Origin of the sequence: Sulfitobacter marinus, assembly GCF_900116285.1 — a bacterium.
GTDB lineage: Bacteria > Pseudomonadota > Alphaproteobacteria > Rhodobacterales > Rhodobacteraceae > Sulfitobacter > Sulfitobacter marinus.
The window spans coordinates 682678-708815 of sequence record NZ_FPAJ01000001.1 but is presented as its reverse complement, the minus strand read 5'-3'; the positions used below and the strand labels follow the sequence as shown (position 1 = coordinate 708815).

Here is a 26138-nt window from a genome sequence, read left to right as displayed (position 1 = left end):
CCTATGCTGACAACTGTCCTGCTGATTGTGGGGCTAACGGCCCTTGTCCAATGGCGCGCTTACCGTCGCGAGGCCGCAGCGAATGCACAATATCCCCCTATTGGTGAACTGCTGGATGTTGGCGGCACAAAGGTGCACGCGCTGGTCCGTGGCAGCGGGCCGGATCTGGTGCTGATCCACGGCGCATCGGGCAATATGCGCGATTTCACCTTTGACATGGTTGATGAACTGGCCACCCGTTACCGCGTGATCCTGTTCGACCGTCCCGGCCTTGGCTGGACCGACGTTTTGCCGCAGCACGCCGGTGCGTGGAACAAGCGCGCCGCATCACCTGCCGATCAAGCGGCGCTGTTGCAACAGGCAGCCGATCAACTGGGCGTTCATAAGCCGATCGTTCTAGGTCATTCTTACGGTGGGGCGGTCGCTTTGGCATGGGGTTTGGCACGGCCCGATCAGACCAGCGCGCTCGTTCTTGTCTCTGCCGTGTCCGAGGAATGGCCCGGCAGCCTTGGCTGGCAATATCAGCTGACCGGATCGACCCTTGGCAGTGGTTTGTTGATCCCTGTCATCATGGGATTTTGGCCTGAAAAACTGGTGCAGCACAGCATCGACAGTATCTTTGCGCCTCAGCCCAGCCCGGCGGGGTATATCAGTCATATCGGCCCCGACCTTGCCCTGCGCCGCGTTTCGATGCGGGCCAATTCCCAACAGGTGAATTCGCTTTTACCCCATATCAAGGAAATGGTCCCACGCTACAGCAGCCTGACCATGCCGGTTGAGGTGATCCACGGCACCGCAGATACGATTGTGCCGATGGATATCCACGCCAAGGTTTTGATGACGCAACTGCCCAACGCCCATCTGACCACCCTGCCCGGCATCGGTCATATGCCCCAACATGTTGAACGCCGCGCGGTTTTTGACGCGATTGACCGCGCAACCGCGCGTGCGGGTTTGCGCTAGGGGCCGGAACGCTTCATAACAAGATAACAACACCACTCAGGAGGCCGCCATGGACCTGCCATTTGACGGGGCAATCAGCGCCTATTTCGAAAATGAAGCCCCCGATTCAATCCGCAAAGAGATCAAGCGCGCGGAAAAGGACGATATTTTGGGCGACAGCTATCCGCATTCCGAACGGATGGGCCGCAAAAGCTATGACAAGGAAATGGCACGTCTGCAGATCGAACTGGTCAAATTGCAATCATGGGCGCGCGACACTGGGACCCGGATCGCCATGGTGTTCGAGGGGCGCGATACCGCTGGCAAGGGCGGCACCATTGAGCGTTTCCGCGAAAACCTGAACCCGCGCGAGGCGCATATCGTCGCCCTGCCCAAACCCACCGAAACCGAAATGGGTCAATGGTATTTCCAACGTTATATCCAGCACTTACCGACCGCTGGCAATTCGGCCTTCTTTGACCGGTCATGGTATAACCGTGGCGTGGTTGAGCCGGTGTTTGGCTTTTGCACCGATGCGCAGCGCGAACATTTTTTCTCTCAGGTCGTGCCGTTTGAGCAGATGATCGTGGATGACGGTATTCATCTGTTCAAGTTCTGGCTGAACGTTGGCCGCGCCGAACAGCTGCGCCGCATGCTGGCGCGCGAACGTGATCCGCTCAAGCAGTGGAAGCTCAGCATGATCGACGTCAAAGGCCTGGCCAAATGGGATGTCTATAGCGCCGCAATCAGCGACACACTGGCGCGCAGCCACAACGACATCACGCCCTGGACGGTCATCCGGTCCGATGACAAACGCCGCGCCCGATTGCAGGCGATCCGTACTGTGCTACATGCGTTTGATTATGCCTATAAAGACGTCCGCGCCATCGGCACGATTGACGATCAGATTTGCGGCGGTCCGGATATCTGGGATGCCTAAGCAAGGGTATCATCACGGCAATCTACGCCAGGCGCTGATCGACGCAGCACTCGAGCTGATCGAGCTGCGCGGTCCCACGGGATTCACCCTTTCAGAGGCGGCCAAACAAGCGGGTGTAACCCCCGCCGCCGTGTACCGCCATTTCGAGGGGCGCGAAGACCTGATCGCCGAAGGGGCGCTGCAAGGCTATGTGATTTTCGCAGAGCTGATGGAGACCGCGTATAATTCCGGACAACCCTCCGCGCTCAAGGCGTTCGAGGCAACCAGCCGCGCCTATCTGGCCTTTGCCCGGGCCAACCCCGGCCATTACATTGCGATGTTCGAAAGCGGCATTTCCGTCAATCGCACGCCCGAACTTGCCGCCGCAGCCAATCGGGCCAACAACGTTCTTGAGCAAGCTGCAAGCGATCTTAGCCAGCATATTCCGGTTGAAAAGCGGCCCCCTGCGTCAATGTTCTCGGCCCATGTCTGGGCGTTCAGCCACGGAGTGGTCGAACTTTTCGCGCGCAACAGCCCCGGGCGGGCATCGCCCTTTCCAGCCGATGAGTTGCTGGAAAGCGGCGTTGGCATTTACCTGCGCGGGCTGGGCTTGGTCGATCCCGACACGTAAGCGCGACTTATCAAGCAGCCACCTGCCCCGTCAGGTCTGACAACACTTCCGCCGCGATCTCAAAGGATTTGACCCGCGCCGCATGATCGTGGATTTGCCCCGTCAGGATCATTTCATCGGGTTGATAGCGTTCAATCAGCGCCGCAAGCTGGCTGCGCACGCTATCTGGGCTGCCGACGGCAGTGACCCGTAACGCCTGATCGACAGCGCGCCGCATCTGCGTGCCAACTTCGGCGTCAATATCATAGACAGGGCGCGGCAGCTTGCCGGGTCTTCCCGTCCGCAACCTGACAAAGGCTTGCTGCATTGAGGTGCGCAAATATGCCCCCTGTTCATCGGTATCTGCAGCAAACACATTTGCGGCCAACATAAAATGTGGCTTGGCCCATTGCGCCGAGGGTTTGAAATCACGTCGGTAAATCGCAATCGCATCCTCCAACGCATCCGGCGCAAAATGCGAGGCAAACGCATAGGGCAACCCGAAATGCGCCGCCAATTGCGCGCCATACAGCGATGATCCCAAAATCCAGATTGGCACATGGGTGCCTTGGCCCGGATGCGCCTTGACCGGCACATTGGGCTGCGCGTCGTCAAGATACCCTATCAACTCTGCCACATCATCGGGGAACCGGTCACCGCCCTGCATTCCACGCCGCAGCGCATGATACACGGCCTGATCACCCCCGGGCGCGCGGCCCAAGCCCAAATCGATCCGGTCGCCATGGATTGTCGCCAAGGTGCCAAACTGCTCTGCAATGGCCAAGGGCGCGTGGTTGGGCAACATAATCCCACCCGCGCCAACCCGGATCGTTGAAGTATGATCTGCCACATGGCCGATTAAAACCGACGTCGCAGCTGACGCAATCCCCGGCATGTTATGATGCTCTGCCATCCAGTAGCGGTGATACCCTACCGCCTCGGCCCGCTTTGCCAAATCAATAGTGTTTGCAATGGCTTGGCGCGCATCCGACCCTTCCGGGACGGGCGAAAGATCCAGAACAGAGTAACGCATGGGGATGTCTCCTTTAACCTTAACGTCAATCTAAGCACGCAAGGGTCAAAACAAAACCACCCCGCCCGTTTCATTTTGCCAAATAAACTCTCCCCGAAGGGCCGGTCCGCCCCAAGCACCACACGAAAAAGGCCGCCCCGGACAGGAGCGGCCTTTTCCAAATGTCTTGTAGATAAAACTTAGCGCTTGGAGAACTGGAAGCTCTTACGCGCTTTGGCCTTACCGTATTTCTTACGTTCAACAACACGGCTGTCACGGGTCAGGAAGCCTGCCGCTTTCAGCGCGCCGCGCAAGGAGGGATCATAAAGCTGCAGCGCTTTGGAAACACCGTGCTTAACCGCGCCGGCCTGACCGGACAGACCGCCACCTTTAACAGTTGCAACAACGTCAAACTGACCGTCAGTGCCTGTAATTGTGAAAGGCTGTGCCAAGATCATCTGCAAAACGGGGCGTGCAAAATATTCGTTTTGCGCCTTACCGTTTACGATGACCTTGCCGGAACCGGGCTTGATCCAGACGCGGGCAACCGCATCTTTACGCTTTCCGGTTGCATAGGAACGGCCAAGCGCGTCACGAACGGGCTCGCGTGGGGTCATTTCAACTTCGGTGCCTTGAACAGCGCCGATGTTCTCGGTTACAGCCGCTTCGAGGCCTTCGAGTGTTTTGATTTCATCAGCCATGCTTATGCACTCCGCGTGTTTTTAGGGTTCATGGATTTCACATCCAGAACCTCGGGGCTTTGCGCCTCGTGGGGGTGTTCGGAACCCGCATAAACGCGCAGGTTTGTCATGATTTGGCGGCTCAGGCGGTTGCCAGGCAACATACGCTTTACGGCCAATGTCACGACGCGCTCGGGGTGTGCACCCTCAAGGATCTGTGCCTTAGTACGTTCTTTGATCCCACCGGGGTGGCCAGTGTGCCAATAGAAGTTTTCTTCGCGCTTCTTGCCGGTCATCTGGATTTTCTCGGCATTGATAACGATGACGTTGTCGCCGCAATCCATGTGAGGTGTGTAGGATGCTTTGTGCTTGCCGCGCAAACGCATGGCGATGATCGATGCAAGACGGCCAAGGACGACGCCTTCAGCGTCGACAATGATCCATTTCTTGTCGATATCTGCCGGTGTTGCAGAAAAGGTTTTCATTGAGGGAATTCCCGTTAATTTGGTGAAGGGGCCCGAAACGCGAACCCCGCTATCTGATGGCTGGGTTATAAACACGCCCCATGTCGCGTCAAGCGCCGCTTTTCCGAAATAATCGTTCAAAAACAATGTCTTGAAAATTAGGTATAATAATACCCCATAAAATCACACGCTCAACTGCTCTGGCGGGTTGTCCAGAAGCTGACGCAGCCGCAAAATCGCCGCTTCATAACTTTCGAGCGAAACACCCGCATTCACGGCCATACGCACCGCATGGGGTGCGCGGGCGTCACGGCTGACGAATTCCTCGGCGGACCGGATCTGCACACCTTGGGCTTCTGCTGCCTGGCAAAACGCCCCTGCCCGCCAGCCGTGCGGTAAGCGCAGCCAAAGATAGGGCACGTTAGCCCGCCAGCTTACGTCATAGCCGCCCAGAATGTTCACAGCGCTTTGTACATAGACGTTAAAGCCTTGGCGCGTGTTTTCCGCCAAGGTGTCGATTTGGGGGTGGGTCAGCAGCTTGGCGCAGAGGTCAATCAACGGCGTAGCAAGGCCAAAGCAATTGTATTCCGCCACGCGGCGCAGATCGGGGGTGCGTCCTTCGGGGGCGATGGCAAAACCGATCCGCAAGGCCGGGGTCAGGATTTTTGCCAGCGACGAGATATACCAACCGCGTTCTGGTGCCAGCATGCGGTAGGTCGGTGCGCGTTCGACCCGCATCCGGTAACAATCATCTTCGACGATCTGAATATCATATTTCCGCGCGACCCGTACCAACTCATTGCGCCGTGCGACGGGGGTAAAGCCGCCGGTCGGGTTGTGAACCTCTGGCGATGTGCAAAAGATCTGCGCATCGTGATTTTTCGCGGCCTCTTCCATCGCCTCGGGGATCACACCATCGGCGTCCATCGCAAGCGGGATCACATCGGCGCGCAGCAGTTCGGCAGCGCGGCGAAAGCCGGGATAGGACAGCTCTTCGATCAAAATCGCAGGCCTGCGCCCGTGCAAGATTGCCTGAAACGCCAGCAATAGCGCATGCTGCCCCCCGTGTGACAGGACGATATCACTTTGACCAAAGGCACCCATCGGTGTGCCGGTTAACCATCGCACCACTGCTTCGCGGGCCGGTTGCGCACCGATACGGCTGGGATAATGCATGATGCCCGAGGGCGGTTCTTGCGCGACTTCTGCCAACAGCTTGCGGATCAGCGATGCCTGCCCGCGTGACGGTAGATGCGGCGAAAACATATTAACGTTATAGTGGTCATCCAGCTTTTGCGACTGGTGGGCGATCACATCAATTTCAATGGGGCCTTCTGGTTCGGGTGTCGGCGCCTTTGATGCAACAAAAGTCCCACGCCCGACCTCAGCCAGCAATGTGCCGCTTTCGGTCAGCATCGTATAGGCGCGCGCCACGGTGCCCGGAGTGATTTGTAAGGTCCAGGCCAGATCCCGCACCGGGGGCAGTTTGTCCCCCTCTTTCAGCGCGCCTGTTTCAATACCGCCCCGAATGGCTGCAATGACAGCTTTGTACTTAGGTCCCTGCCCGTGATCCAGCGAGGGCTGCCAAATTGTACCCATTACAATGTTTTCCTTTTCAAAGCGTATCAGTTTTTGTACCACTTTATTACGGTACATTCAATATTGTGTCAATACAATTAGAGATTAAGGAGATACTCATGACACAGACCCTTACCCTTTCCACTGAAAACGTGGCCATCCTGAACCAGCGCGGAACGCCAATTCTAGCTGTTATTGCGGTAAAATTTGCGGTCTGCGTCACGACAATGGCATCACGTCGCCGCACACGCCAGGCTTTGAAACAGCTAGAGCCATGGCAGCTGAATGACGTGGGACTGACACCCAAACAGGCTCATGACGAGTCTATTCGGGTGTTCTGGAAAGCGTAACGTCCCTGTGGCGCTTGCCAGACCTCTTCACTTGGGCCGGTAAATACCGGCCCTTTTTTCGATTGTACCGAACGTGCTTTGATACATTTATTTTGGCGGAATGGCATAGGTTAGCGATGCCCGCGCCACGGGTTGCTCCATCCCATCGGAAAACACCAAAACATCACAAACCGACAGTAGTTTACCCAGCTTGAGCAGCCGCGTTTTGGCGATCAGATCGACGCCGGCCTCGGGTTTGCGCATGAAATCAATCGAACAGTTTGTCGTCACCGCCAACGCCTTTGGCCCAATCCGCGCAAGTGTCATCAGATAGGCGCTGACATCGGCCAGCGCGAAAATCGACGGGCCTGACACCGTGCCACCGGGGCGCAGATGGCGGTCGCTGACCAACAGCCGCGTGGTCAGGTCGGTCTCTCCCACATGGTCAATGGCAAAATCATCAGCGACTTGTTTAAACACGTTTTTCATAAAAACGGCGAGCGCGTCGGCATCCATCATAATCGGCATACTTGTCTTCCTTCTTATGTCGGGGATACGCTCTGGCAAATTGATCCGGAGGGCAAGATGACAATTCTCGAAGTTGAAAGTGACGGTGCGGTAGCAAGGTTAACCATGAACGCGCCCGAGCGGTTGAATGCCCTCTCGGATGAAATGCTGGCAGCGTTGCAAACCACATTGGACAAGATCGCCGATACACCTTCGATACGGGTCGTTACCCTTGCCGGGCGTGGCAAAGCGTTTTGCGCAGGCCATGACCTCAAGCAGATGACAGCCATGCGTCAGTCCGAGGATGGAGGTGCGGCGGCGTTCAAGGATCTGTTCGAGCGGTGCAGCCGCGTGATGGCGCGCATTCAATCTATGCCGCAGCCGGTGATCGCTCAGGTTCACGAGATCGCCACGGCCGCCGGATGCCAATTGGTTGCGACCTGCGATATGGCCGTCGCCGCCGAGGGTACGCGTTTTGGCGTCAATGGCGTCAACATCGGTTTGTTTTGCTCGACCCCCATGGTCGCGCTGAGCCGTAATATCCCGCGCAAACAAGCGTTTGAGATGCTTACCACCGGCGACTTCATCGACGCTTCCCATGCCCAAGAGCTGGGGTTGGTTAACCGCGTCGTGCCCGAACATGAGTTGGCCATGGAAACACAAGCGCTGGCTGACCAGGTCGCGGCCAAACTGGGCGTCGCTGTCAAAATCGGCAAAGAGGCGTTTTACGCCCAACTGCAAATATCCACGGATCAAGCCTATGCTTACACGGGCGATGTTATGGTCGAGAACATGCTGCACCGCGATACCGAGGAAGGGATCAGCGCGTTTTTGGAAAAGCGTGATCCAAACTGGGAACAGTAACCGCAGCTTTGGCCACGTTTAGGTTTTGGCGGGGCTCTATTGCATAGATACCGCCCCTGCCCTACATCGCTCGTATGACACAAACACTTCATATCATCGGCGGCGGAATGGCCGGATCAGAGGCCGCTTGGCAGGCCGCGAACGCTGGCATTCAGGTCGTTCTTCACGAGATGCGGCCCAAGGTCGGCACCTTTGCCCATCAGACCGGTTTACTGGGGGAAATGGTGTGTTCAAATTCGTTCCGTTCGGATGATAATGAACAAAATGCGGTCGGCCTGCTGCATTGGGAAATGCGCGCGGCCAACGGGTTGATCATGGCCACAGCGGAAAAACACCGCCTGCCAGCGGGCGGTGCGCTGGCCGTTGACCGCGATCCATTCGCTCAATCGGTAACTGACGCGCTGATGGTTCATCCGAATGTGACTGTTGAGTATGGCGAGATCACCGAGCTGCCGCGCAACGGCCATTGGATCATCGCCACGGGGCCGCTGACCTCGGGCAATTTGGCGCAGGCGATTGCGGCTGAAACCGGTGCCGAGGCGCTGGCGTTTTTCGACGCCATCGCGCCGATCATCTATCATGACAGCATCGACATGACCAAGGCGTGGATGCAATCGCGCTATGACAAGGGCGAGACCGAGGAAGAGCGCACCGCTTACCTCAACTGCCCGATGTCCAAGGATCAATACGAGGCGTTCATCGACGCGTTGCTTGCTGCCGATAAAACCGAGTTTAAAGAAGGCGAAACCGCCGGCTATTTTGACGGCTGCCTGCCGATCGAGGTGATGGCCGAACGCGGCCGCGAGACCCTGCGTTTTGGCCCGATGAAGCCGGTTGGACTGACCAATGCCAATGATCCCGAGAACAAACCTTACGCCGTGGTGCAGCTGCGCCGCGATAACAAGCTGGGTACGCTTTATAATATCGTCGGTTTCCAGACCAAGATGAAATACGGTGCGCAGACCGAAGTTTTGCGGATGATCCCCGGCCTTGAAAACGCGTCCTTTGCGCGGCTTGGCGGCATTCATCGCAATACATTCCTGAACTCTCCGACGTTGTTGGACGATCAGATGCGCCTGCGCAGCCAGCCCAACATCCGTTTTGCGGGTCAGATCACTGGCGTTGAAGGCTATGTTGAAAGTGCTGCCATGGGTCTGCTGGCGGGTCGTTTGGCCGTGGCCGAGATTAAGGGCGAAGCCGCCGCACCGCCCCCACCGACAACAGCGACCGGCGCGTTGATCACCCATATCAGCGGCGGGGCTGAGGCAAAGACGTTTCAGCCGATGAATGTCAATTTCGGCCTGTTTCCCCCGGTTGAAGGGCTGAAATCCGGCCGACGTGGCCGCAAGGACCGCTACAAAGCCTATACCGACCGCGCCAAGCAAGACTGGCAGGCCTGGCTGAACGGCGCGCCCGTTTCCGCGTGAGTTTTGTGACCCGATTTGCGCCGTCCCCGACGGGGCCGCTGCATCTGGGGCATGCCTATTCCGCGCTGCTGGCCCATGACATGGCGCGCGCGGCGGGCGGCCAGTTTCTACTGCGGTTCGAGGATACGGACCTGGAGCGGTCAAAGCCCGAGTATATTGCGCAAATCATCGATGATCTGACGTGGTTGGGCATTACTTGGGATGCGCCACCCTTGATGCAGTCCGAACATTTTAATGCATATAATCAAAGCGTTGAGGCCTTGATTTCAATGGGGCTAACATACCCCTGCCGGTGTAGTCGCAAGGACATCACCGCCGCCTTGGCCGCTCCCCAAGAAGGAGTGCCACATGCGATCTACCCGCAGACCTGCAAAAACCGCAGCATGTCCGAGCGTGGTCCGACCGACGCGCTGCGTCTGCATATGGACCGCGCGATGGACGCTTTGGCCGGCAAGGAATTGGCATTTACCGAGCTTGGCGATTTGAGAAAAGGCGTTCATGTCATTGACCGGGATGAGATCATTCAATCGGTCGGTGATATCGTGATCGGGCGGAAGGACATTCACACGGCGGCCTATTTCCTTGCCTCAGCCCTAGATGACATCGCCCAAGGGATCACCCATGTGGTGCGCGGGATTGACCTGTTTGAATTTACGCAAGTACAGGTGCTGTTGCTGCATTTGCTTGGGCATAAGCCGCCGCTTTACCATCACCACAAACTGATCCGCGATGAACATGGCAAACGCTTGGCCAAACGTGACGACGCACGGGCGATATCGCTGTATCGAGATCAGGGCGCATCGCCGCAAGATATTCGTTTAATAGTAGGTATTTAGAGGGCGTTATTAATCCATAACCTCCAGCGTAATATGTTCGACACCATTATCGACCAAGGTGTAAAAGCAATTGCGCCGACCGGTGTGACAGGCCGCCCCGGTCTGGTTCACAATGACCAGCAGACAATCGCGGTCACAGTCGATGCGGAACTCTACCAGTTCCTGAATGTGGCCGCTGGTCTCGCCCTTGATCCAGAAGGATTGCCGCGAGCGGCTCCAATAGGTGACCCGCCCCGTCTCTAGCGTTTGGCGCACGGCATCGGCGTTCATCCAGGCCATCATCAGCACCTCATCCGATGTGGCATCTTGGGCGATTGCGGGGATCAGCCCGGCCTCGTTATACTTCAATGTGCTTGGATCGAATTCCATGAGGATCCCCAATTTATTTTTGCATCATCCGTTTAGTGGCTTATGTAGGATGTACGCGCAGAAAGGAACAGCCATGAGTGCCGACACGGATCTGATCAAGCTCTACTCCGCCCGAATTTTGGGCTTGGCGGCTGACATTCCACATGTTGGGCGGTTGGATCATCCCGATGCGACGGTCACGCGGCGTTCCCCCCTTTGCGGGTCCACGGTAACGGTGGATGTGGTTGTGAAAGACGGCAAACTGGCCGAGATGGGCCAAGACGTCAAAGCCTGCGCATTGGGTCAGGCGGCGGCGGCTGTATCTGGTGCGGCGGCAATCGGCACCACCTTGCCCCAGATTGAAACAGCGCGCGACCAGCTCAAAGCGATGCTCAAGGGAAAAGGCCCGGTTCCTGACGCGCCTTTTGATGGGTTCGAGGTGTTGACGCCCGCCGTGGACTATAAAAACCGGCATGCGTCGATCCTGCTCACGATCGAGGCACTGGCCGAAGCAATGCAGCAAAGCCAAACCGAAGGCGTTGTCCAAGCCCGTTAATCCTCCAAAGAGCGGCCAAAAAAAACGCCGCACATCCAAAGGGATGGCGGCGTAGTCACGCTATATTTGTGCAGGCTCGCGTTAATCCGGTGCCGAGGGGACAATCGGCAATCTCAACCAGTACAGGCAGTGTGGTTGAACGCATGAAGTTTGGGACCGATGCGTTTTCCAAATCAATGCGACACAAAATGCGCAGGCAGAAGTCAAACAAAAGAGGGGATATGCAAACCGGCAACAAGGATCACAACCAAGGCGGCCATACCAACAGCATCTTGTAAAATGGTATCTTGCGACCGTTTGGCGATGGCTTTGACTGTTCTCAGCATTGTCATGTGCGTGCTCCACTCTCTGTTGCTTCTTTGTTCTCATTTCTTTCACGAATTGTAAAGAACTTTTTAAGAACATTTGCGAACAAAAAGGGTGTGTATCCGCTAACCCACTGTAATCAAACGGATCGCCTCATCCTGCCGCATGAGCCACAATAACATCCGCGCGGCCTGCCCTCGGGGGCTCGCCAGTTCGGGGTCATCGGCCAGCAATTTGCGGGCGTCGGATTGGGCAGTTTGCATCAATGCGGCCTGACGTTCCAGATCGGCGACCCGAAAACGCGGAACACCCGATTGTGCCGTACCGATCAAATCACCGGTGCCGCGCATCTTAAGATCGGTTTCCGCGATCACGAACCCGTCCTCCGTCTCGCGCAGCACTTCGAGCCGTTGTTTGCCTGTCTCGCTTAGCGGGGATTTGTACAGCAGCAGACATGTTGATTCCGCCTGCCCCCGCCCCACACGGCCGCGCAACTGATGCAACTGCGCCAAACCAAAGCTTTCGGCGTGTTCGATCACAATGATGCTGGCATTGGGCACGTCAACGCCAACCTCGATCACCGTCGTCGCCACCAGCACTTTGGTTTCACCATTCTGGAACGCTCGCATGGCGGCGTCTTTTTCAGCGGGCGGCATCTGCCCGTGCACCAAGCCAACCACGCCTTCGCCCAGTGTTGCGCGCAGGCGCTTAAACCGTTCCTCAGCCGCAATCAGATCGCTGACCTCGCTTTCTTCGACCAGCGGACAAACCCAATAGCATTGCCGCGCTTCGTTAACAGCGGCGCGCAGGCGTTCGACCACTTCGGGAATGCGGTCGGTACTGACCAAGGCCGTGCGGATCGGTTTGCGCCCCGCTGGCTTTTCATCCAAGACCGACACGTCCATATCGCCATATTGCGCCAGCGCGAGGGACCGGGGGATCGGCGTTGCCGTCATGACCAACACATCCGCCAGATGGCCCTTTTGCCCCAGCTCAAGCCGTTGCCGCACGCCAAAACGGTGCTGTTCATCAACCACGGCAAGGCGCAAATCGGCAAAGCTGACATCGGCCTGAAATACTGCATGGGTGCCGACCAAAATCTGGATCGCACCACTCGCCAAGGCGGCCAATTTGGCCCGTCGTTCGGCCCCTTTGTCGCGGCCGGTCAGGATTTCCAGAACCACACCGGCTTGTTCAGCAAGCGGTTGCAGCCCCTCAAGATGCTGACGCGCAAGGATTTCTGTCGGGGCCATCAACACGCCCTGCCCGCCGGATTCAACCGCCGCCAGCAGTGCCATAAATGCGACCAAGGTCTTGCCCGCGCCCACATCGCCCTGCAACAGCCGGTTCATGCGCTGCGCGCTGGCCATATCCGCGGCGATCTCTGCAATTGCACGGGTCTGCGCGCCCGTCGGTTTATAGGGTAACGCGGCCAGAACCCGTTTTTGGAGCTCACCAGTGCCAATGCTGGGCCTGCCCTTTTTGCGCCGTTCCTTGGCGCGGGCCAAGGCCAGCGTTAACTGATGCGCCATGAATTCATCATAGGCCAACCGTTCCCGTGCGGGGGCCGTCGCCGATAAATCGGCCATGGTTTCAGGGTCATGGGCGGCGTGGATCGCCACGTTGAAATCGGGCCAACCAGCCTTGGCTTTCTGCGACGGATCAATCCATTCGTCAAATTCGGGTGCCCGGGCCAGCGCCGCCCGCGTGGCCTTGTACATCAGTTTTTGCGTGATCCCGCTGGTTAACGGATAGACAGGCTCGAACGCGGGTACCTGGTCTGCTTCATCATCGGCCACCATAAAGTCGGGGTGCACCATCTGTGCCATTCCGTCGAATAATTCGACCCGCCCGGACACAATCCGACGCGATCCTTCGGGCAATTGGCGTTTAAGATAATCCCCCCGCGCGTGGAAAAACACCAGTTGAAACGACGTTTGCGAATCTTCGACATGGATGCGGTACGCGCCGGTTTTATTCGCCGCGGGCCGGTGTGGGCCGACGGTGATGACCACGGTCACCGTGTCGGGCAAAATCGCGTCTTTGATGGTCGGCCGCAATTGCCGGTCAATCCCGGAATATGGCAGTGTAAACAGCAGGTCACGCGGTGCGAGAATGTTCAACTGTGCGAAATGCTGCGCCGTTTTCGGCCCGACCCCTTCAAGGGTTTCAAGCCCCGCGAACAGCGGGAAAAGGGGTTCGGGCCGGCCCGTCATAAGCCTGCAATCAGGTCAAGCCATTCGTCTTCGTCCAACGTCTTGATCCCCAGATCAGCGGCCTTTTTCGCCTTGGAGCCCGCGCCCGGCCCGGCCACCAAGATATCCGTTTTGGCGCTGACCGATCCCGACACTTTCGCGCCCAAACGTTCCGCGCGCGCTTTCGCCTCTGCGCGGCTCATTTTCTCAAGCGTGCCGGTAAACACAATCGTTTTGCCCGCGACGGGTGACCCTTCGGTCGAGGGGCGCTTGGTTTCTTGAATGGTTAACTTCGCCACAAGCCGGTCAATCGACGCGCGCTCGGCCTCTTGGTTAAAGCTGTTAACCAAAGATTGCGCCATCACCGCACCCACGCCATCGACACCAATCAGATCATCCCAAGCGGGCCCTTCCATCGGTGCCGCTTGGGCCATCGCGGCCTCGAACCCGGTCCAGGTGCTATAATGTTGGGCCACAAGATTTGATGCGGCTTCGCCCACATGACGAATACCAAGGGCAAAGATTAAACGAGAGAGAGGTATTTTGCGTTTATCCTCGATCGCCTGAAATAGCTTTTCCGCTGATTTCTCGCCCCAACCCTCACGGTTTTTCAACTGCTGCATGCCACTGCCGAAACGTTCTTTCAGCGTAAAAATATCTGCGGGCTCGCTGATCCAGCCGTCGGCATAGAACTGTTCGACCTGTTTTGCGCCCAAACCGTCGATATCAAAAGCTGCGCGGGAAACAAAATGCTTCAATTTTTCGACAGCCTGCGCCGGGCAGATCAACCCGCCGGTACAACGGCGCACGGCGTCCCCCTCTTCGCGGATCGCGTCGCTACCGCATTCGGGGCATATGGTCGGAAATTCATAGGGTTCGGTATCGGCGGGGCGTTTGCTTAGATCAGTATCAGCAATTTTAGGTATTACATCGCCTGCGCGATACACCTGAACCCAATCACCGACGCGAATGTCTTTGCCGCATCGGATTTTATTGCCCTTACTGTCCAACCCTTTGATGTAATCCTCGTTGTGAAGCGTGGCGTTGGACACCACGACACCGCCGACGGTGACAGGCTTCAACCGTGCCACAGGGGACAAGGCCCCGGTTCGCCCCACCTGAATCGTAATATCTTCAAGCCGCGTCCAGGCCAGTTCGGCGGGGAATTTATGCGCGATGGCCCAACGCGGGGTCGTCGACCGAAAGCCCAAGCGTTCTTGCAATGACAGATCGTTGGTTTTGTAAACCACGCCGTCGATATCGTAACCAAGCGTTGCGCGCTGTTCTTCGATCTTCGCATAGTGATCGATCAGATCCTGCGGTGTTTTGCAGATCGCCGTCAGTGGGTTGATCGAAAAGCCCAAGCCCTCAAGACGTTTGATCGCCCCATATTGGGTGTCCGACAACGGCGCGGACAAAGCACCCCAAGCATAAGCAAAGAATTTCAGCGGGCGTGAACGGGTGATTTCGGGATCCAACTGACGCAGCGACCCCGCCGCTGCGTTGCGCGGGTTGGCAAAGGGCTTGCCGCCGTTGGCCAATTGGCGGGTATTGAGCGCCTCAAAATCGGCGTGGCTCATATATACCTCGCCGCGTACCTCAAGCAGGTCGGGGGCACCTTCCAGCATTTGAGGAATATTGCCGATGGTTTTGGCGTTGGCCGTCACGTTTTCCCCAACCGCCCCATCGCCGCGTGTGGCTGCTTGGATCAATTTGCCCTGCTCGTAGCGGAGCGATAGTGACAAACCATCAATCTTTGGCTCGGCCGTGTATTCAAGCGTAGCTTCCTGCGACAGACCTAAATACTTACGGATCCGCGCATCGAAATCAATCACGTCCTCATCATCGAAAGCGTTGGACAGCGATAGCATCGCGACCGCATGGGTTACTTTGGAAAACCCTTCGGACGGGCCTGCCCCGATCTGCTCGCTGGGGCTATCGCCACGTTTGAGGGAGGGAAACCTGTCCTCAATCTGCGCGTTGCGTCGCTTGAGCCTGTCATACTCTGCATCGCTGATCCGTGGCGCATCGGCACCGTGATAGTCCAGATTGGCTTGCCCAAGGATGGATGCGAGTTCCTCTAACTCAGCCCGTGCTTGGGTTTCCGTGAGGTCGCGAACGGCGATATCTGAATTCAAGGCCCTGCCCCAGTTTACTGTCACTACTGGTGCATGAATACGCAGGCATCTTTGGCAGGTCTAGCAGATATCACACCCGCCGGATCAAAGTCCGACGGCCATTTTCTCTTGTCCGGACATTGCCGTCGGTTCGGGATCTCGCAGGACATAGCCCCGGCCCCAAACGGTTTCGATGTAATTTTCACCGCCTGTTGCGACGCTTAGCTTTTTACGCAGTTTGCAGATGAAGACGTCGATAATTTTCAATTCGGGCTCGTCCATACCGCCATAAAGGTGGTTGAGAAACATTTCTTTGGTCAATGTCGTGCCTTTGCGCAGGCTCAGCAATTCGAACATTTGGTATTCTTTGCCCGTCAGATGCACGGTCTTTTGATCCACAGTGACAGTCTTGGCATCTAGATTGACCGAAATCTTTCCGGTATTGATAACCGATTGGGAATGCCCCTTGGACCGCCGGATGATTGCATGAATGCGCGCGACCAGTTCTTCGCGGTGAAATGGCTTGGTCAGGTAATCATCGGCACCAAAACCAAACCCTTTGATCTTGCTTTCAGTGTCATCGGACCCCGAGAGAATGAGAATAGGCGTCTCAATTCGGCTGAGTCTAAGCTGTCTCAGAACCTCGTGCCCGTTCATGTCCGGCAAATCCAGATCAAGCAGGATAAGATCGTAATCATACAGCTTTGCCAGATCGATCCCTTCCTCCCCCAAGTCGGTCGCATATGTATTCAAATTGGCGTGGGTCAGCATCATTTCGATGCTTTTTGAGGTTGTAGGATCGTCTTCTACCAGCAATACGCGCATTCGGTTTCTCCGCTACTTCATTCTGTGGTCTACCCAAGCACACCGTGGACAAAAACAATTAATCACACGTTAATGGCATATAATCAAAACAAAAACAACCTAGAGTTGCCTGTATTTTTGTAACGCCGTCGTGCGCAAGGCTGCCTCTCCATGCTCTGACACAGCCCGGACCCATTCAAGGAACTCATCCTCGCTAATACTGTATCTCTCAAATACATCAGATTGACTAATCAATCCATAGACTACACCGCGCACCACCGCCGCCTTGCGTGATGCGACCCATCTGCGGGTCGCCCGATCAGGCAAATCCGCATGACTGAACGTTGTTCCGTCCGGCAATGTGACCGCCCTCGGCCCGTCGACTTTCTTTAGATACATACCATCTACCACCATTCACCAATCCTAGTCATAAAAGCGATTGTTGATCGGTAGCCTTAAGGACATATGAAGTGCCCCCTTGAGAATACGGCGCATTTTCTTATATATCGCATCAAACCTCCCGGAGAATTCTCATGCCACTCGATCGCACACCGCCGTTGAACTCATTGGGCTTTGCAAAAGCCCCGGCCGACACGCGGGTTGTCGTCGCCATGTCGGGCGGCGTTGACAGCTCGGTCGTGGCCGCGATGCTGGCCGAGGAAGGCTATGATGTCGTTGGTGTCACCCTGCAACTTTACGACCACGGTGCAGCTCTGGCGAAAAAGGGTGCCTGCTGTGCGGGTATCGACATTCACGACGCGCGCCGCGTGGCCGAAGACATGGGGTTTCCCCACTATGTGCTCGACTATGAGAACGTGTTCAAAGATGCGGTCATCGATGAATTCGCCGACAGCTATCTGGGCGGCGCGACCCCGGTTCCGTGCATTCGTTGCAATGAGCGGGTGAAGTTCAAAGACCTGCTTGAAACCGCCAAGGATCTGGATGCTGATTGCATGGCGACCGGTCACTACATCCAACGCAAAATGGGCGAGAACGGTGCGGAACTGCACTGCGCCGCCGATGCGAACCGCGATCAAAGCTATTTCCTGTTTTCCACCACCAAGGAACAGCTCGATTACCTGCGTTTTCCCTTGGGGCACCTGCCTTCCAAGAACGATACGCGCGCGCTTGCAGAGAAATACGGGCTGAGCGTGGCGGACAAACCCGACAGCCAAGACATCTGTTTTGTGCCAAATGGCGATTACGCGGCCGTCATCCGCAAACTGCGCCCCGAGGCCGCAAACCCAGGCGATATCGTCGACACAGACGGCAACGTTCTGGCGCGCCACGACGGGGTGATCAACTATACCATCGGCCAACGCCGCGGGCTTGGCATTGGGGGCCTCGCCGATCCGCTGTATGTCGTGCGCCTTGACGCCGATAAAGCCCAAGTCGTCGTGGGTCCGAAATCCATGCTGGCCACACGCACCGTCCCGCTGCGCGAGATCAACTGGCTGGGCGACACCCCACTAATGTCAAAATCCGAATGGCCAATCGCCGTCAAAGTACGCTCAACACGCCCGCCGATCGACGCCATCCTGCGCCCGATCAGCGACACCACAGCCGAGGTTGAATTGCTGGTGCCAGAGGAAGGCGTTTCGCCGGGCCAAGCCTGCGTGTTTTACGATCCCGAAAGCTCGCGGATCTTTGGCGGCGGTTGGATCCACAAAGGCTAAAATACTTCCAAATGGATTAAAATCCCGGGGAGTTTGAGGGGCAGCGCCCCTCATTCGTCCCGTGAAACCACCGCCATCCGGTCCAAAACAGCCCTCGCCGCGCGCAGACCGGGGGCCTCACCACCCTGCCCTAACCGCGCCATCGTCAGCGTCATCGCTGCTTTTTGCGCGTCAGGCGCTTCGAACACATCCCTTAATCCGCCTGCAATCTGATCCGGCGTACAGTCAGGGCCCAGAAACTCCGGCACGACACGGGTGTCGGATACCAAATTCACCAAGGTCACGGTATCAATCAGTGCCATCGCCTTGATCAAACGAAAGCTGAGCCAATGCATGCGGTAGGTAATGACCATCGGGGTCGCAGCAGCAGCAAGTTCCAACGAAACCGTTCCAGACGCCGCCAGCGCCAAATCTGCCGCGCGAAATGCTGCCAGCTTGCGCGCTTGTGCGTCCTCTCGGCTTAGCCCGCGTGGATCGAGGATAATTGGCATGACGTCCCAGCCCTGACAGGCCTCCATAACGGCATCGGCAACGGGGCCTGCCGCAGGGATGACAACGCGTAAATCCGGCACGCCTTTGGCAAACCGTGCCACGGCATCGCCAAATACACCCGAAAGCTTGGCCACCTCTGACCGCCGTGATCCGGGCAGAACCATCAAAATCGGCGCGTCGCCAATCCCGAAGTCCGAGCGAAACGCATCCGCTTCGTGCTGCGTCGCAACAGGTTCGGCCACAACCGGGTGCCCCACGAAGTCACAATCCATGCCTTCGGCCTGCATCAACGGCGGCTCGAACGGGAACAGCGCCAATACATGATCAATATAGCGGGCCATCTTTTTGGCGCGACCGGGGCGCCATGCCCAAACGGTGGGGGCGACGTAATGGACCGTGCGAATGTCGGACTTTGCCTTGACCCGCTTGGCCACGCGCAGCGAAAAATCGGGGCTGTCGATGGTGATCATCACGTCGGGCCGCGCTGCAATCACCGCGTCGGCCGTCTCGTTAATTCGGGCCATCAGCGCGCGGTATTTCGGCAGGATCTCGGCGATGCCCATGACTGATAATTCGGACATATCGAACCGGCTTTGCAGGCCTTCGGCGGTCATGTCACTGCCACCGATTCCCTCAAACGTCACATCAGGGCGCAGGGATTTCAACCCGGCCATAAGGGCACCACCCAAGCGATCCCCCGAGGGTTCGCCCGCGATGATAAACACCTTCATTCCGGCGCTCGCGCCCAAAGGACCAGACCCAGCTTATCTGCAAGGGTCGCACAGTTTTCAGGCTCCAGAACAATCACGCCGCCCGCCGCTATCACGACACCTGCAAGCCCTGCATTGTAGGCCGCCTCGATCGTCGCGGGTCCAATGGTGGGCATGTCGATCAAGCGGCTCTGACCGGGTTTCGGCCCTTTGAACAGGATGGCGCGCGAGGTTTTCACCCGCTCTGGCAAGGTGGCCAGCAAATGATCGGTGCCGCCGATGGCTTCGATCCCAAAGACCTGACCACCGCCAACAACACAACACTGCCCGATGTCCAAGGGCGCAAGCGTCGCGACCACTTGTGCGGCACGGGTCGCGTCCTGCTCCATCGCGGCATCAGGACCATGCGCGCCTAGAATGCCGGCTTTCGTCAACAGATCCGGTGCCAGTTCATGGGCGGCAATCACCGCCATGCCGGCCTGTTCGAAAATCTCGATCAACACGCGCAGGGCACCGTCATCACCGGCCGCCAAGGCCTTTTGAAACAACGGCACCAGAGGCATCGTATCCGCGTCCAGCTTTGACGGGTCAAAACGCGGGCGCGGTACGCTGCCACAGAAACAGACGCGGGAAACGCCCTTTTCTTTCAAAGCCTTAATCAAGCTGCCAAGAGTTTCTAGCCGAAACGTCAGCGCGGGCGCCAGCCCCTCAACGGGTACGCCCTCATAGCTACATACAACTGGTGCATCTGCCTGCGTGGCTGCCACCCGTTGGGGCAGTCCGCCGCCCCCTGCGATCAGCGCCAGCATCAGCCCGGTGTCAGAAAATGACGGCCCGTATCGGCCATGACAAAATCGACGATCTCACGCACATAGTCGCTTTCGGTTTCCTCGCCCAAGCGCTGTGCCCGGTTTTGGAATGTGCCCTCGCCTTGGGCCAACATCTGGAATGCCGCCCGCAATGCCGTGATATCGCTGCGGGCAACGCCGCGCCGTTTCAACCCGACAAGGTTCAAGCCGTCCAAGGCCCCCCGAGGGGCCTGCACAAGCCCGTAAGGAATCACATCATTGGTCACCATCGTTACGGCACCGATGATGGCGCCGTGGCCGATGCGCACGAATTGATGGATGCCCGCAAGCCCGCCGATGATCACGTCATCGTCAATAATGCAATGGCCTGCGACGGCGCTGCTGTTGGCCATGATCACCCGGTCGCCCAGAATGGCATCATGGGCCACGTGACAGCCCGCCATAAACAGACCGTCATCACCGACCTTGGTCAGCCCTCCACCGCCTTCGGTGCCGCAATTCATTGTCACATGTTCACGGATGCGGTTGCGCTTGCCGATAACCAGACGGCTGGCCTCGCCTTTGAATTTCAAATCCTGCGGAATTTCACCGATCACGGCAAACTGAAAGATAACCGTGCCCGCGCCGACCTCGGTCTGGCCGGTGACAATGGCGTGGGATTTCAGAACCACATCCGCATGCAGCACGACCTGAGGGCCAACGACGCAAAACGGCCCAACGCTGGCCGACGGGTCAATCTGCGCGCCCTCTTCGATTACCGCACTTGGGTGAATATGCCCCATCAGGACATGTCCATCATGGCTGTGAATTCGACTTCGGCAGCCATCTCACCCTCGACGCTGGCGACACCGCCAAAGCGCCAGACCTTGCCGCCTGGCTTGCCGCGCAGGGTTGTCAGCTCCATCTGCAATACGTCACCGGGGACGACTTTGCGGCGGAATTTACACTTGTCGATGGCCATGAAATAGACCTTCATTTCCTTATCCGCCATTTCGAGGGTTACACCGACCATCACCGCTGCGGTTTGGGCCATCGCCTCGACGATTGTGACGCCGGGCATGATCGGCAGGCCGGGGAAATGCCCCTGAAAATGCGGTTCGTTCATGGTCACGTTCTTAATGCCCACGGCGCTTTCAGTGCCCTGAATTTCGACCACCTTATCAACCAGCAAAAACGGGTAACGATGGGGAATGATCCGCTGGATCATCTGGATGTCAGCGCTTGGCAGGGTGTCAGTCATTGCGGGTCCTGTCTTTTAAAAAACTACGTGTGGCTAGCAATATTGCAGCGCTTGAGCAAGCGGGCGGTCTAGTCTTTCCCGCTGCCAAGTGATGCATCCAGACGCGCGATGGCCTGATTGGTGATGTCGATGGCATTTGCGCTCACAAAAACCGAGCGGCGCTCAAGGATCACGGCCGCACCTGTGTCACGCATCAGTTCTTCCAGCACGGGGCTTGCGGCATTCAGAAACAACTCGCGCTCCTGCTCGACCAGGTCATTCAGCGCGCGTCCCTTGGCCGCTTGGGTCTGGCGGGTCTGCTGTACCTTTTCATCAAAGGCATTGGCCATCGCACGAAAAGCCTCGGCGTTCATTGTCTTGCGCAGCGCGGTCAGTTTTTCTTCTTCTGCCTCAAGAGTTTTTTCAATCTTGCGGTTTTCTGAAGAAAGCTGCGCGCTTTGTGCTTCGATTTCGGCTGCGACCCGTAGACCAAAGGCGCTTTCGTTAAAAACGCGATCGGAATCGATGGTCAGGATCGGACTTTGGATCAAGGCCCCTGCCGCAGGGCCGCCGGCCTGCTGCGAAAATCCCGGCCCCGTCAATAACGACAAGGCCGGGATCAAACATATCATCAATTGTTTCAGACGCATCTGGTCATCAGAACTGGGTTCTCAGGGTGACTTCGAACGATTGATCCTCGTCATAGGTTTCCTTTTGCAAGGCCTTTGAGACGTTGAATTGCAACGGCCCAACTGGTGTCTCCCAGAAGATCGAAAAGCCGATGACATGGCGGAACGAACCGTCTTCGCCAACAATGTTACCACCTGTTGTGTTTACGTCAGACAGGTCCCAAAGGTTGCCCACATCATAGAACACACCGCCGTTGATGCCGTATTCCTCGGGCAAGCCGATGGGGAATTCAGCCTCGAACCGGGCAACCACATAAAGGTTACCACCCAGCGGATCATCGAAACTGCCGCTTTGGTCACGTGGGCCGATGCCACCAGCCTCAAAACCGCGCATAATGGATGGGGCCAGCAAGAAACGATCAACAACGCGGTTGGTGCCTTCATTCCACGCCAGCGCGCCGCCTTCAAGGCTGGCTCGCAGGGTGATTTCTTCGTTGAAGATTTGCTTTTCCCCAACAATCTTGGCGGTTGTTTTGACGAATTTCGCATCGCCACCCAAACCGGCAAAGTCCTGACCGAATTGTAGCAACATGCCAGTGGTTGGGTCAATGCCGGCCCGGCGCGTGTCATAGCTGAAAGTATAACCCACAGACGACGCGGTTTGCGAACCTGCGGCGATGTCATTGCCAATGACAGGTCCATGCTCTGCTGGATCGCGGGCGATCATCTCGAAGTCTTCATAGCTATAACGTAGCTGCAGACGGCCATTTTCGCTGACCGGGAAGGACAGGCTGGGGCTAAAGGTCAAACGTTCGGAATCAAAGGTCGCGTAGGACGAATTGGTTTCCACGTAATCAAGGTTCAGGCCAAAGGCCACGTCGCGGCCCAGCAGGCTGGGCTCGACAAAGCCTAGACCATAGCGTTTTGCGTCTTCTGCGGTGCTGACCGTCAAGTTCAGTTTCTGCCCGCGCCCAAGGAAGTTATCCTCGGCAAAGCTGACCGCAACACCAACGCCGTCTGTGGACGAGAACGACCCACCAAAGTTCAGAGACCCGGTTGGTTTTTCGACAACGTTGACGTCGATCACCACCTGTTCGGCGCTTGACCCTTCGCGGGCGTTGACCTCAGCAGTTTCGAAATAATCAAGCGCGCGAATACGTTCGGCACTGGCGCGGATTTCGCGGGGGTTGAACGGATCACCCTCAACGCTGTCAAACTGGCGGCGGACAACGCGGTCCATCGTTGTTGTGTTGCCTTCGATGTCGATCCGTTCGACAAAAACCCGCGGCCCACGGGTAATGCGGTATTCTACATCCAAGGTCAGATCGCGATCATTGCGTGTAATGACCGGCTCAATCCGCATAAAATCAATGCCGTCCCGGATCGCCTGCCGTTCCATCCGCGCGATATCGGTCTCAACCAATGTGGGCGAATAGACACCGCCGGACTTGGCTTTGACGATATTACGGTAAACGGCCGGATCAACGCCGTTGATTGTCGAGGTGACCGACATATCGCCGAACTTGAACTGCTGACCTTCCTGGATGTTGAACTGCACGAAATATCCGTCGCGTTCTTCGGTCAGTTGGGCGTTCACGGCGGAAATCCGCATGTCGACATAGCCACGCGAATTATAGAAATCACGCAACATCTGACGGTCAAGATCCGTGCGTTGCGCCACAAAAGTATCGCGTTTGATCAAAGCGCGGAACAGACCCGCCTGTTTGGTTCCCAAGACGCGGCGCAAACGGCGGTCGGAATAAACACGGTTGCCGACAAAGCTCAGGCGCTCGATCTCGACGTTGTCGCCTTCGAAAATCTCAAACACCAGATCAACGCGGTTTTGGCTGCGGCGAATGATCTTGGGCTGGACCCGTGCCGAAATGCGGCCATCGTTACTATAGGCCTCGGCGATGGAATTCGCGTCTTTTTCGGCCTGCGTAGGGTTAAAGACGCGGCGTGCGTCCGAGCCGATCATCGCGGCCAGCGCATCGTCTTTGATGCGGGCGTTACCCTCAAAGCTGATGCGGTTGATGGTAGGGTATTCGACAACTGAGATCACCAGTGTGCCGCCGCGCGGTTCAATCGCAACGGATTCAAACAGCCCGCTGGCCTGCAGGTTTTGGTAAGCGTCATTCAACTGACCACCTGACACAGCACGGCCCCGCACGATTCCAGCACGGCTTAGAACGGCGCTGTCGCCGATCCGGTTGTTACCTTCGATCTGAATGGTGCTGAATTGGTAATTCTGAGCCTGCCCCGGTGACCCAGGAACGAGCCAAGCAATTGATAGCATTACACAAAATGAAGCGCTACGCAGCGATCTTGAGAATGGCATTACCGCCGACGACCGGACGGAATTGCCCAACCCATTTTCATGCCGCATTTGATACACCTGTATTTGAATCTATTTTGAATCTGATTAGACAAATTAACGCCCATTGTCAAAAGCAACAAGCCGATGAAGCGCCCCGAATAAGGGCTTCAATCGGCTTGTTTCGCGGTCAGATTGTAACAGGTAGAAAGCTTAGGCAGAGCCGAGGCAGGCCCCCGCAGCCAGCGCAAGGATCAAAGCGCCCAAGTAAATCGCACGGTCCCAGTTGAGATCGATCAAAAGGCTTAGGCCACGGTAGTTGGATTTGATCGCATTCATGAGATACCCCTTTGCTCACACAGCAAAATGACTAGCGCTCAAATAAGGCGAAACTTTTCGCTAATTATGGCGATATTGCGGCGAACACATATCTTCCGCCCTTAGGGGCAGAAAATATCGTTGCCAAGCGCAAAGACCATCAATGCCAGCACAAGCGTCAACCCAATGGTCATCAAGAACCGCAACGCGCCATCGCTCGGTGGTTTTCCGGTCACGGCCTCATAGGCATAGAACACCAGATGACCGCCATCCAACGCGGGGATTGGGAACAGGTTCAGCAGCCCCACCGCCGTTGACAACACCGCGATGAAATAGATGAACGATTGCGCGCCTTGGGCCGCCATCGCGCCAGAGGTTTGGGCAATACCAACCGGGCCGGACAGGTTACAGGTGCTGATATTCCCGATGATCATATGCTTAAGGCCGGAAATCGACCCTTCGATAATGCGGCCCGTGTTGGCCACGCCAGCCCATAGCGCATCCAGCACGCCGGGGGATGTGGTGGCCGCGTCAAAGGCTGTGCCGCCCGCGATGCCAATCCGCGTCTGTGACTTGAAACTGCCGTCGGGCTGGGGTTCATCAACCAGCTTGGGGCGAAGGGTAAACTCAAGCGTTTCACCGTCCCGCCAGACGGTCAGCAACAACGGCCGTTCTTCGGACGCTTCCACAAATTTCTTGAGCTGGCTAAAGGCAAAGATCGGCGCGCCGTCGACTTCCGTGATCACATCGCCTGCGACCAGCCCCGCCTCGTAAGCCGCCGATTGTGGCATAACTTGCTTGACCAATGTCGGCATGAGATAGGGGCCCGGCACGGTCATTTGCTGCCCGTCGCGCATCACATCATAATAGAGCGGCTGCCCCAACGGGATTGCGTCAAACGCGTCTGCATAGGCGGTAGCATCATCTGCCGAAGGGATATCAATACCCGCCACTGACAGAATTTCATCACCCGGTTGAAGTTCGGACTGCTCAAAGGGCAAAGGGCGCATGTCGCCGACGGTCAGCGGATCTTTTGGCACACCGACCTGCAAGGCAATCACGGTGAAAATGATAATCGACATGGCAAAGTTGAACAGCGGACCCGCCGCAACTGTTGCCGCGCGTGCCCACAACGGGGCACCGTGCATCGTGCTGCGCAAGCGGACGGGATCATCCTGCGCCGCTTCCATCGCAGCGTCATCCTTGCCCGACGCCGCATTCGCGTCGCCTGCAAATTTCACATATCCGCCAAACGGCAGTGCAGCGATCTGCCAGACAGTGCCGCGTTTATCCACCCGGCTGTACAACACCGGCCCGAACCCCAGTGAAAACACATCAGCGTGAATGCCCGACCAACGCCCCACAATGTAGTGGCCGTATTCATGGATCGCGACAATCACCGACAGCGCGATCACAAAGGCCAAGAGCGTCCAGATCAGCCCGCCAAATTGAGGTATCAGTGCAAAAATATCCAAAA

General features: G+C 57.0%; 28 protein-coding genes. 9 read left to right on the top strand and 19 right to left on the bottom strand.

Annotation, left to right across the window (positions count from 1 at the left end; translation table 11 throughout):
- Positions 1–3 precede the first annotated feature (3 nt).
- Genes BM347_RS03465 through BM347_RS03455 form a run of 3 tightly spaced genes read left to right on the top strand, consistent with a single transcriptional unit; the run spans position 4 to position 2492 of the window.
- Positions 4–963 (top strand): alpha/beta fold hydrolase, encoded by a 960-nt coding sequence (locus tag BM347_RS03465; protein WP_093914989.1) that lies wholly within the window; start codon positions 4–6, stop codon positions 961–963.
- A gap of 49 nt (positions 964–1012) precedes the next feature.
- The gene (ppk2, locus tag BM347_RS03460; RefSeq protein WP_093914988.1) at positions 1013–1882 is read left to right on the top strand and encodes a polyphosphate kinase 2; all 870 of its coding nucleotides are present in this window, start codon (positions 1013–1015) and stop codon (positions 1880–1882) included.
- On the top strand, positions 1875–2492 hold the full coding sequence (locus BM347_RS03455) for a TetR/AcrR family transcriptional regulator (RefSeq protein ID WP_093914987.1): 618 nt from the start codon (positions 1875–1877) through the stop codon (positions 2490–2492). Before ppk2 ends, BM347_RS03455 begins: the two co-directional genes overlap by 8 nt.
- Before the next feature lie 10 nt (positions 2493–2502).
- On the opposite strand, the gene BM347_RS03450 is transcribed toward BM347_RS03455, so the two are convergent.
- From BM347_RS03450 to BM347_RS03435, 4 genes are all read right to left on the bottom strand, one after another.
- Entirely contained in the window at positions 2503–3504 is a 1002-nt protein-coding gene (locus BM347_RS03450; protein ID WP_093914986.1) for an LLM class flavin-dependent oxidoreductase, read from the bottom strand.
- 179 nt (positions 3505–3683) lie between these two features.
- Entirely contained in the window at positions 3684–4184 is a 501-nt protein-coding gene (gene rpsI, locus BM347_RS03445) for a 30S ribosomal protein S9 (RefSeq protein WP_093914985.1), read from the bottom strand.
- Between the two features lie 2 nt (positions 4185–4186).
- The gene (rplM, locus tag BM347_RS03440) at positions 4187–4648 is read right to left on the bottom strand and encodes a 50S ribosomal protein L13 (protein ID WP_093915406.1); all 462 of its coding nucleotides are present in this window, start codon (positions 4646–4648) and stop codon (positions 4187–4189) included.
- A gap of 162 nt (positions 4649–4810) precedes the next feature.
- The gene (locus BM347_RS03435; protein WP_093915405.1) at positions 4811–6226 is read right to left on the bottom strand and encodes an aminotransferase-like domain-containing protein; all 1416 of its coding nucleotides are present in this window, start codon (positions 6224–6226) and stop codon (positions 4811–4813) included.
- 98 nt (positions 6227–6324) lie between these two features.
- Between BM347_RS03435 and BM347_RS03430 the strand changes: the two genes are divergently transcribed.
- Complete coding sequence (locus tag BM347_RS03430; RefSeq protein ID WP_093915404.1) at positions 6325–6555, top strand: DUF1127 domain-containing protein; 231 nt, start codon at positions 6325–6327, stop codon at positions 6553–6555.
- Between the two features lie 87 nt (positions 6556–6642).
- Here the strand turns inward: BM347_RS03430 and BM347_RS03425 are convergent, their stop codons facing one another.
- Complete coding sequence (locus tag BM347_RS03425) at positions 6643–7062, bottom strand: PaaI family thioesterase (protein WP_093914984.1); 420 nt, start codon at positions 7060–7062, stop codon at positions 6643–6645.
- A gap of 57 nt (positions 7063–7119) precedes the next feature.
- Between BM347_RS03425 and BM347_RS03420 the strand changes: the two genes are divergently transcribed.
- From BM347_RS03420 to gluQRS, 3 genes are all read left to right on the top strand, one after another.
- The gene (locus BM347_RS03420; protein WP_093914983.1) at positions 7120–7905 is read left to right on the top strand and encodes an enoyl-CoA hydratase; all 786 of its coding nucleotides are present in this window, start codon (positions 7120–7122) and stop codon (positions 7903–7905) included.
- A 74-nt stretch (positions 7906–7979) separates the two neighbouring features.
- A complete protein-coding gene (gene trmFO, locus BM347_RS03415) occupies positions 7980–9332 on the top strand; it encodes a methylenetetrahydrofolate--tRNA-(uracil(54)-C(5))-methyltransferase (FADH(2)-oxidizing) TrmFO (RefSeq protein ID WP_093914982.1) in 1353 nt (450 codons plus the stop codon).
- Entirely contained in the window at positions 9329–10168 is an 840-nt protein-coding gene (gene gluQRS / locus BM347_RS03410) for a tRNA glutamyl-Q(34) synthetase GluQRS (protein WP_093914981.1), read from the top strand. Before trmFO ends, gluQRS begins: the two co-directional genes overlap by 4 nt.
- 9 nt (positions 10169–10177) lie before the next feature.
- Here gluQRS and hisI read toward each other — a convergent pair whose 3' ends face one another.
- The gene (gene hisI / locus BM347_RS03405; RefSeq protein WP_093914980.1) at positions 10178–10537 is read right to left on the bottom strand and encodes a phosphoribosyl-AMP cyclohydrolase; all 360 of its coding nucleotides are present in this window, start codon (positions 10535–10537) and stop codon (positions 10178–10180) included.
- A gap of 73 nt (positions 10538–10610) precedes the next feature.
- On the opposite strand from hisI, the gene BM347_RS03400 reads away from it, so the two are divergent.
- Positions 10611–11072, top strand: a complete 462-nt coding sequence (locus BM347_RS03400; protein ID WP_093915403.1) for an iron-sulfur cluster assembly scaffold protein — start codon at positions 10611–10613, stop codon at positions 11070–11072.
- Between the two features lie 203 nt (positions 11073–11275).
- Here the strand turns inward: BM347_RS03400 and BM347_RS17760 are convergent, their stop codons facing one another.
- The 5 genes from BM347_RS17760 to sciP all read right to left on the bottom strand — a co-directional run bounded on the left by BM347_RS17760 (position 11276) and on the right by sciP (position 16893).
- Positions 11276–11404 (bottom strand): hypothetical protein, encoded by a 129-nt coding sequence (locus BM347_RS17760; RefSeq protein ID WP_281247834.1) that lies wholly within the window; start codon positions 11402–11404, stop codon positions 11276–11278.
- Positions 11405–11503: 99 nt separating this feature from the next.
- A complete protein-coding gene (gene recG, locus BM347_RS03395) occupies positions 11504–13594 on the bottom strand; it encodes an ATP-dependent DNA helicase RecG (protein ID WP_093914979.1) in 2091 nt (696 codons plus the stop codon).
- Positions 13591–15711: an NAD-dependent DNA ligase LigA gene (gene ligA, locus BM347_RS03390; RefSeq protein WP_093914978.1), complete on the bottom strand. Its 2121-nt coding sequence runs from the start codon at positions 15709–15711 to the stop codon at positions 13591–13593. Before ligA ends, recG begins: the two co-directional genes overlap by 4 nt.
- Before the next feature lie 84 nt (positions 15712–15795).
- On the bottom strand, positions 15796–16515 hold the full coding sequence (gene ctrA / locus BM347_RS03385; protein WP_093914977.1) for a response regulator transcription factor CtrA: 720 nt from the start codon (positions 16513–16515) through the stop codon (positions 15796–15798).
- Between the two features lie 99 nt (positions 16516–16614).
- A complete protein-coding gene (gene sciP / locus BM347_RS03380) occupies positions 16615–16893 on the bottom strand; it encodes a CtrA inhibitor SciP (protein ID WP_093915402.1) in 279 nt (92 codons plus the stop codon).
- A 134-nt stretch (positions 16894–17027) separates the two neighbouring features.
- Here sciP and mnmA point away from each other — a divergent pair, with 134 nt between their 5' ends.
- Positions 17028–18170: a tRNA 2-thiouridine(34) synthase MnmA gene (gene mnmA, locus BM347_RS03375; protein WP_093914976.1), complete on the top strand. Its 1143-nt coding sequence runs from the start codon at positions 17028–17030 to the stop codon at positions 18168–18170.
- A 50-nt stretch (positions 18171–18220) separates the two neighbouring features.
- Here the strand turns inward: mnmA and lpxB are convergent, their stop codons facing one another.
- The 8 genes from lpxB to rseP all read right to left on the bottom strand — a co-directional run bounded on the left by lpxB (position 18221) and on the right by rseP (position 26136).
- Positions 18221–19393, bottom strand: a complete 1173-nt coding sequence (gene lpxB / locus BM347_RS03370; RefSeq protein ID WP_093914975.1) for a lipid-A-disaccharide synthase — start codon at positions 19391–19393, stop codon at positions 18221–18223.
- Entirely contained in the window at positions 19390–20181 is a 792-nt protein-coding gene (locus BM347_RS03365) for an LpxI family protein (protein ID WP_093914974.1), read from the bottom strand. The genes lpxB and BM347_RS03365 overlap by 4 nt, the downstream gene beginning before the upstream one ends.
- Positions 20181–20963 (bottom strand): acyl-ACP--UDP-N-acetylglucosamine O-acyltransferase, encoded by a 783-nt coding sequence (gene lpxA, locus BM347_RS03360; protein ID WP_093914973.1) that lies wholly within the window; start codon positions 20961–20963, stop codon positions 20181–20183. The genes BM347_RS03365 and lpxA overlap by 1 nt, the downstream gene beginning before the upstream one ends.
- Positions 20963–21421: a 3-hydroxyacyl-ACP dehydratase FabZ gene (gene fabZ, locus BM347_RS03355; RefSeq protein WP_093914972.1), complete on the bottom strand. Its 459-nt coding sequence runs from the start codon at positions 21419–21421 to the stop codon at positions 20963–20965. The genes lpxA and fabZ overlap by 1 nt, the downstream gene beginning before the upstream one ends.
- Positions 21422–21489: 68 nt before the next feature.
- Entirely contained in the window at positions 21490–22032 is a 543-nt protein-coding gene (locus tag BM347_RS03350) for an OmpH/Skp family outer membrane protein (RefSeq protein ID WP_245764169.1), read from the bottom strand.
- Positions 22033–22057: 25 nt separating this feature from the next.
- The gene (bamA, locus tag BM347_RS03345) at positions 22058–24325 is read right to left on the bottom strand and encodes an outer membrane protein assembly factor BamA (RefSeq protein WP_093914970.1); all 2268 of its coding nucleotides are present in this window, start codon (positions 24323–24325) and stop codon (positions 22058–22060) included.
- A gap of 231 nt (positions 24326–24556) precedes the next feature.
- Complete coding sequence (locus BM347_RS17755; RefSeq protein WP_281247833.1) at positions 24557–24682, bottom strand: hypothetical protein; 126 nt, start codon at positions 24680–24682, stop codon at positions 24557–24559.
- Between the two features lie 101 nt (positions 24683–24783).
- Positions 24784–26136 (bottom strand): RIP metalloprotease RseP, encoded by a 1353-nt coding sequence (gene rseP / locus BM347_RS03340; protein ID WP_093914969.1) that lies wholly within the window; start codon positions 26134–26136, stop codon positions 24784–24786.
- Positions 26137–26138 lie beyond the last annotated feature (2 nt).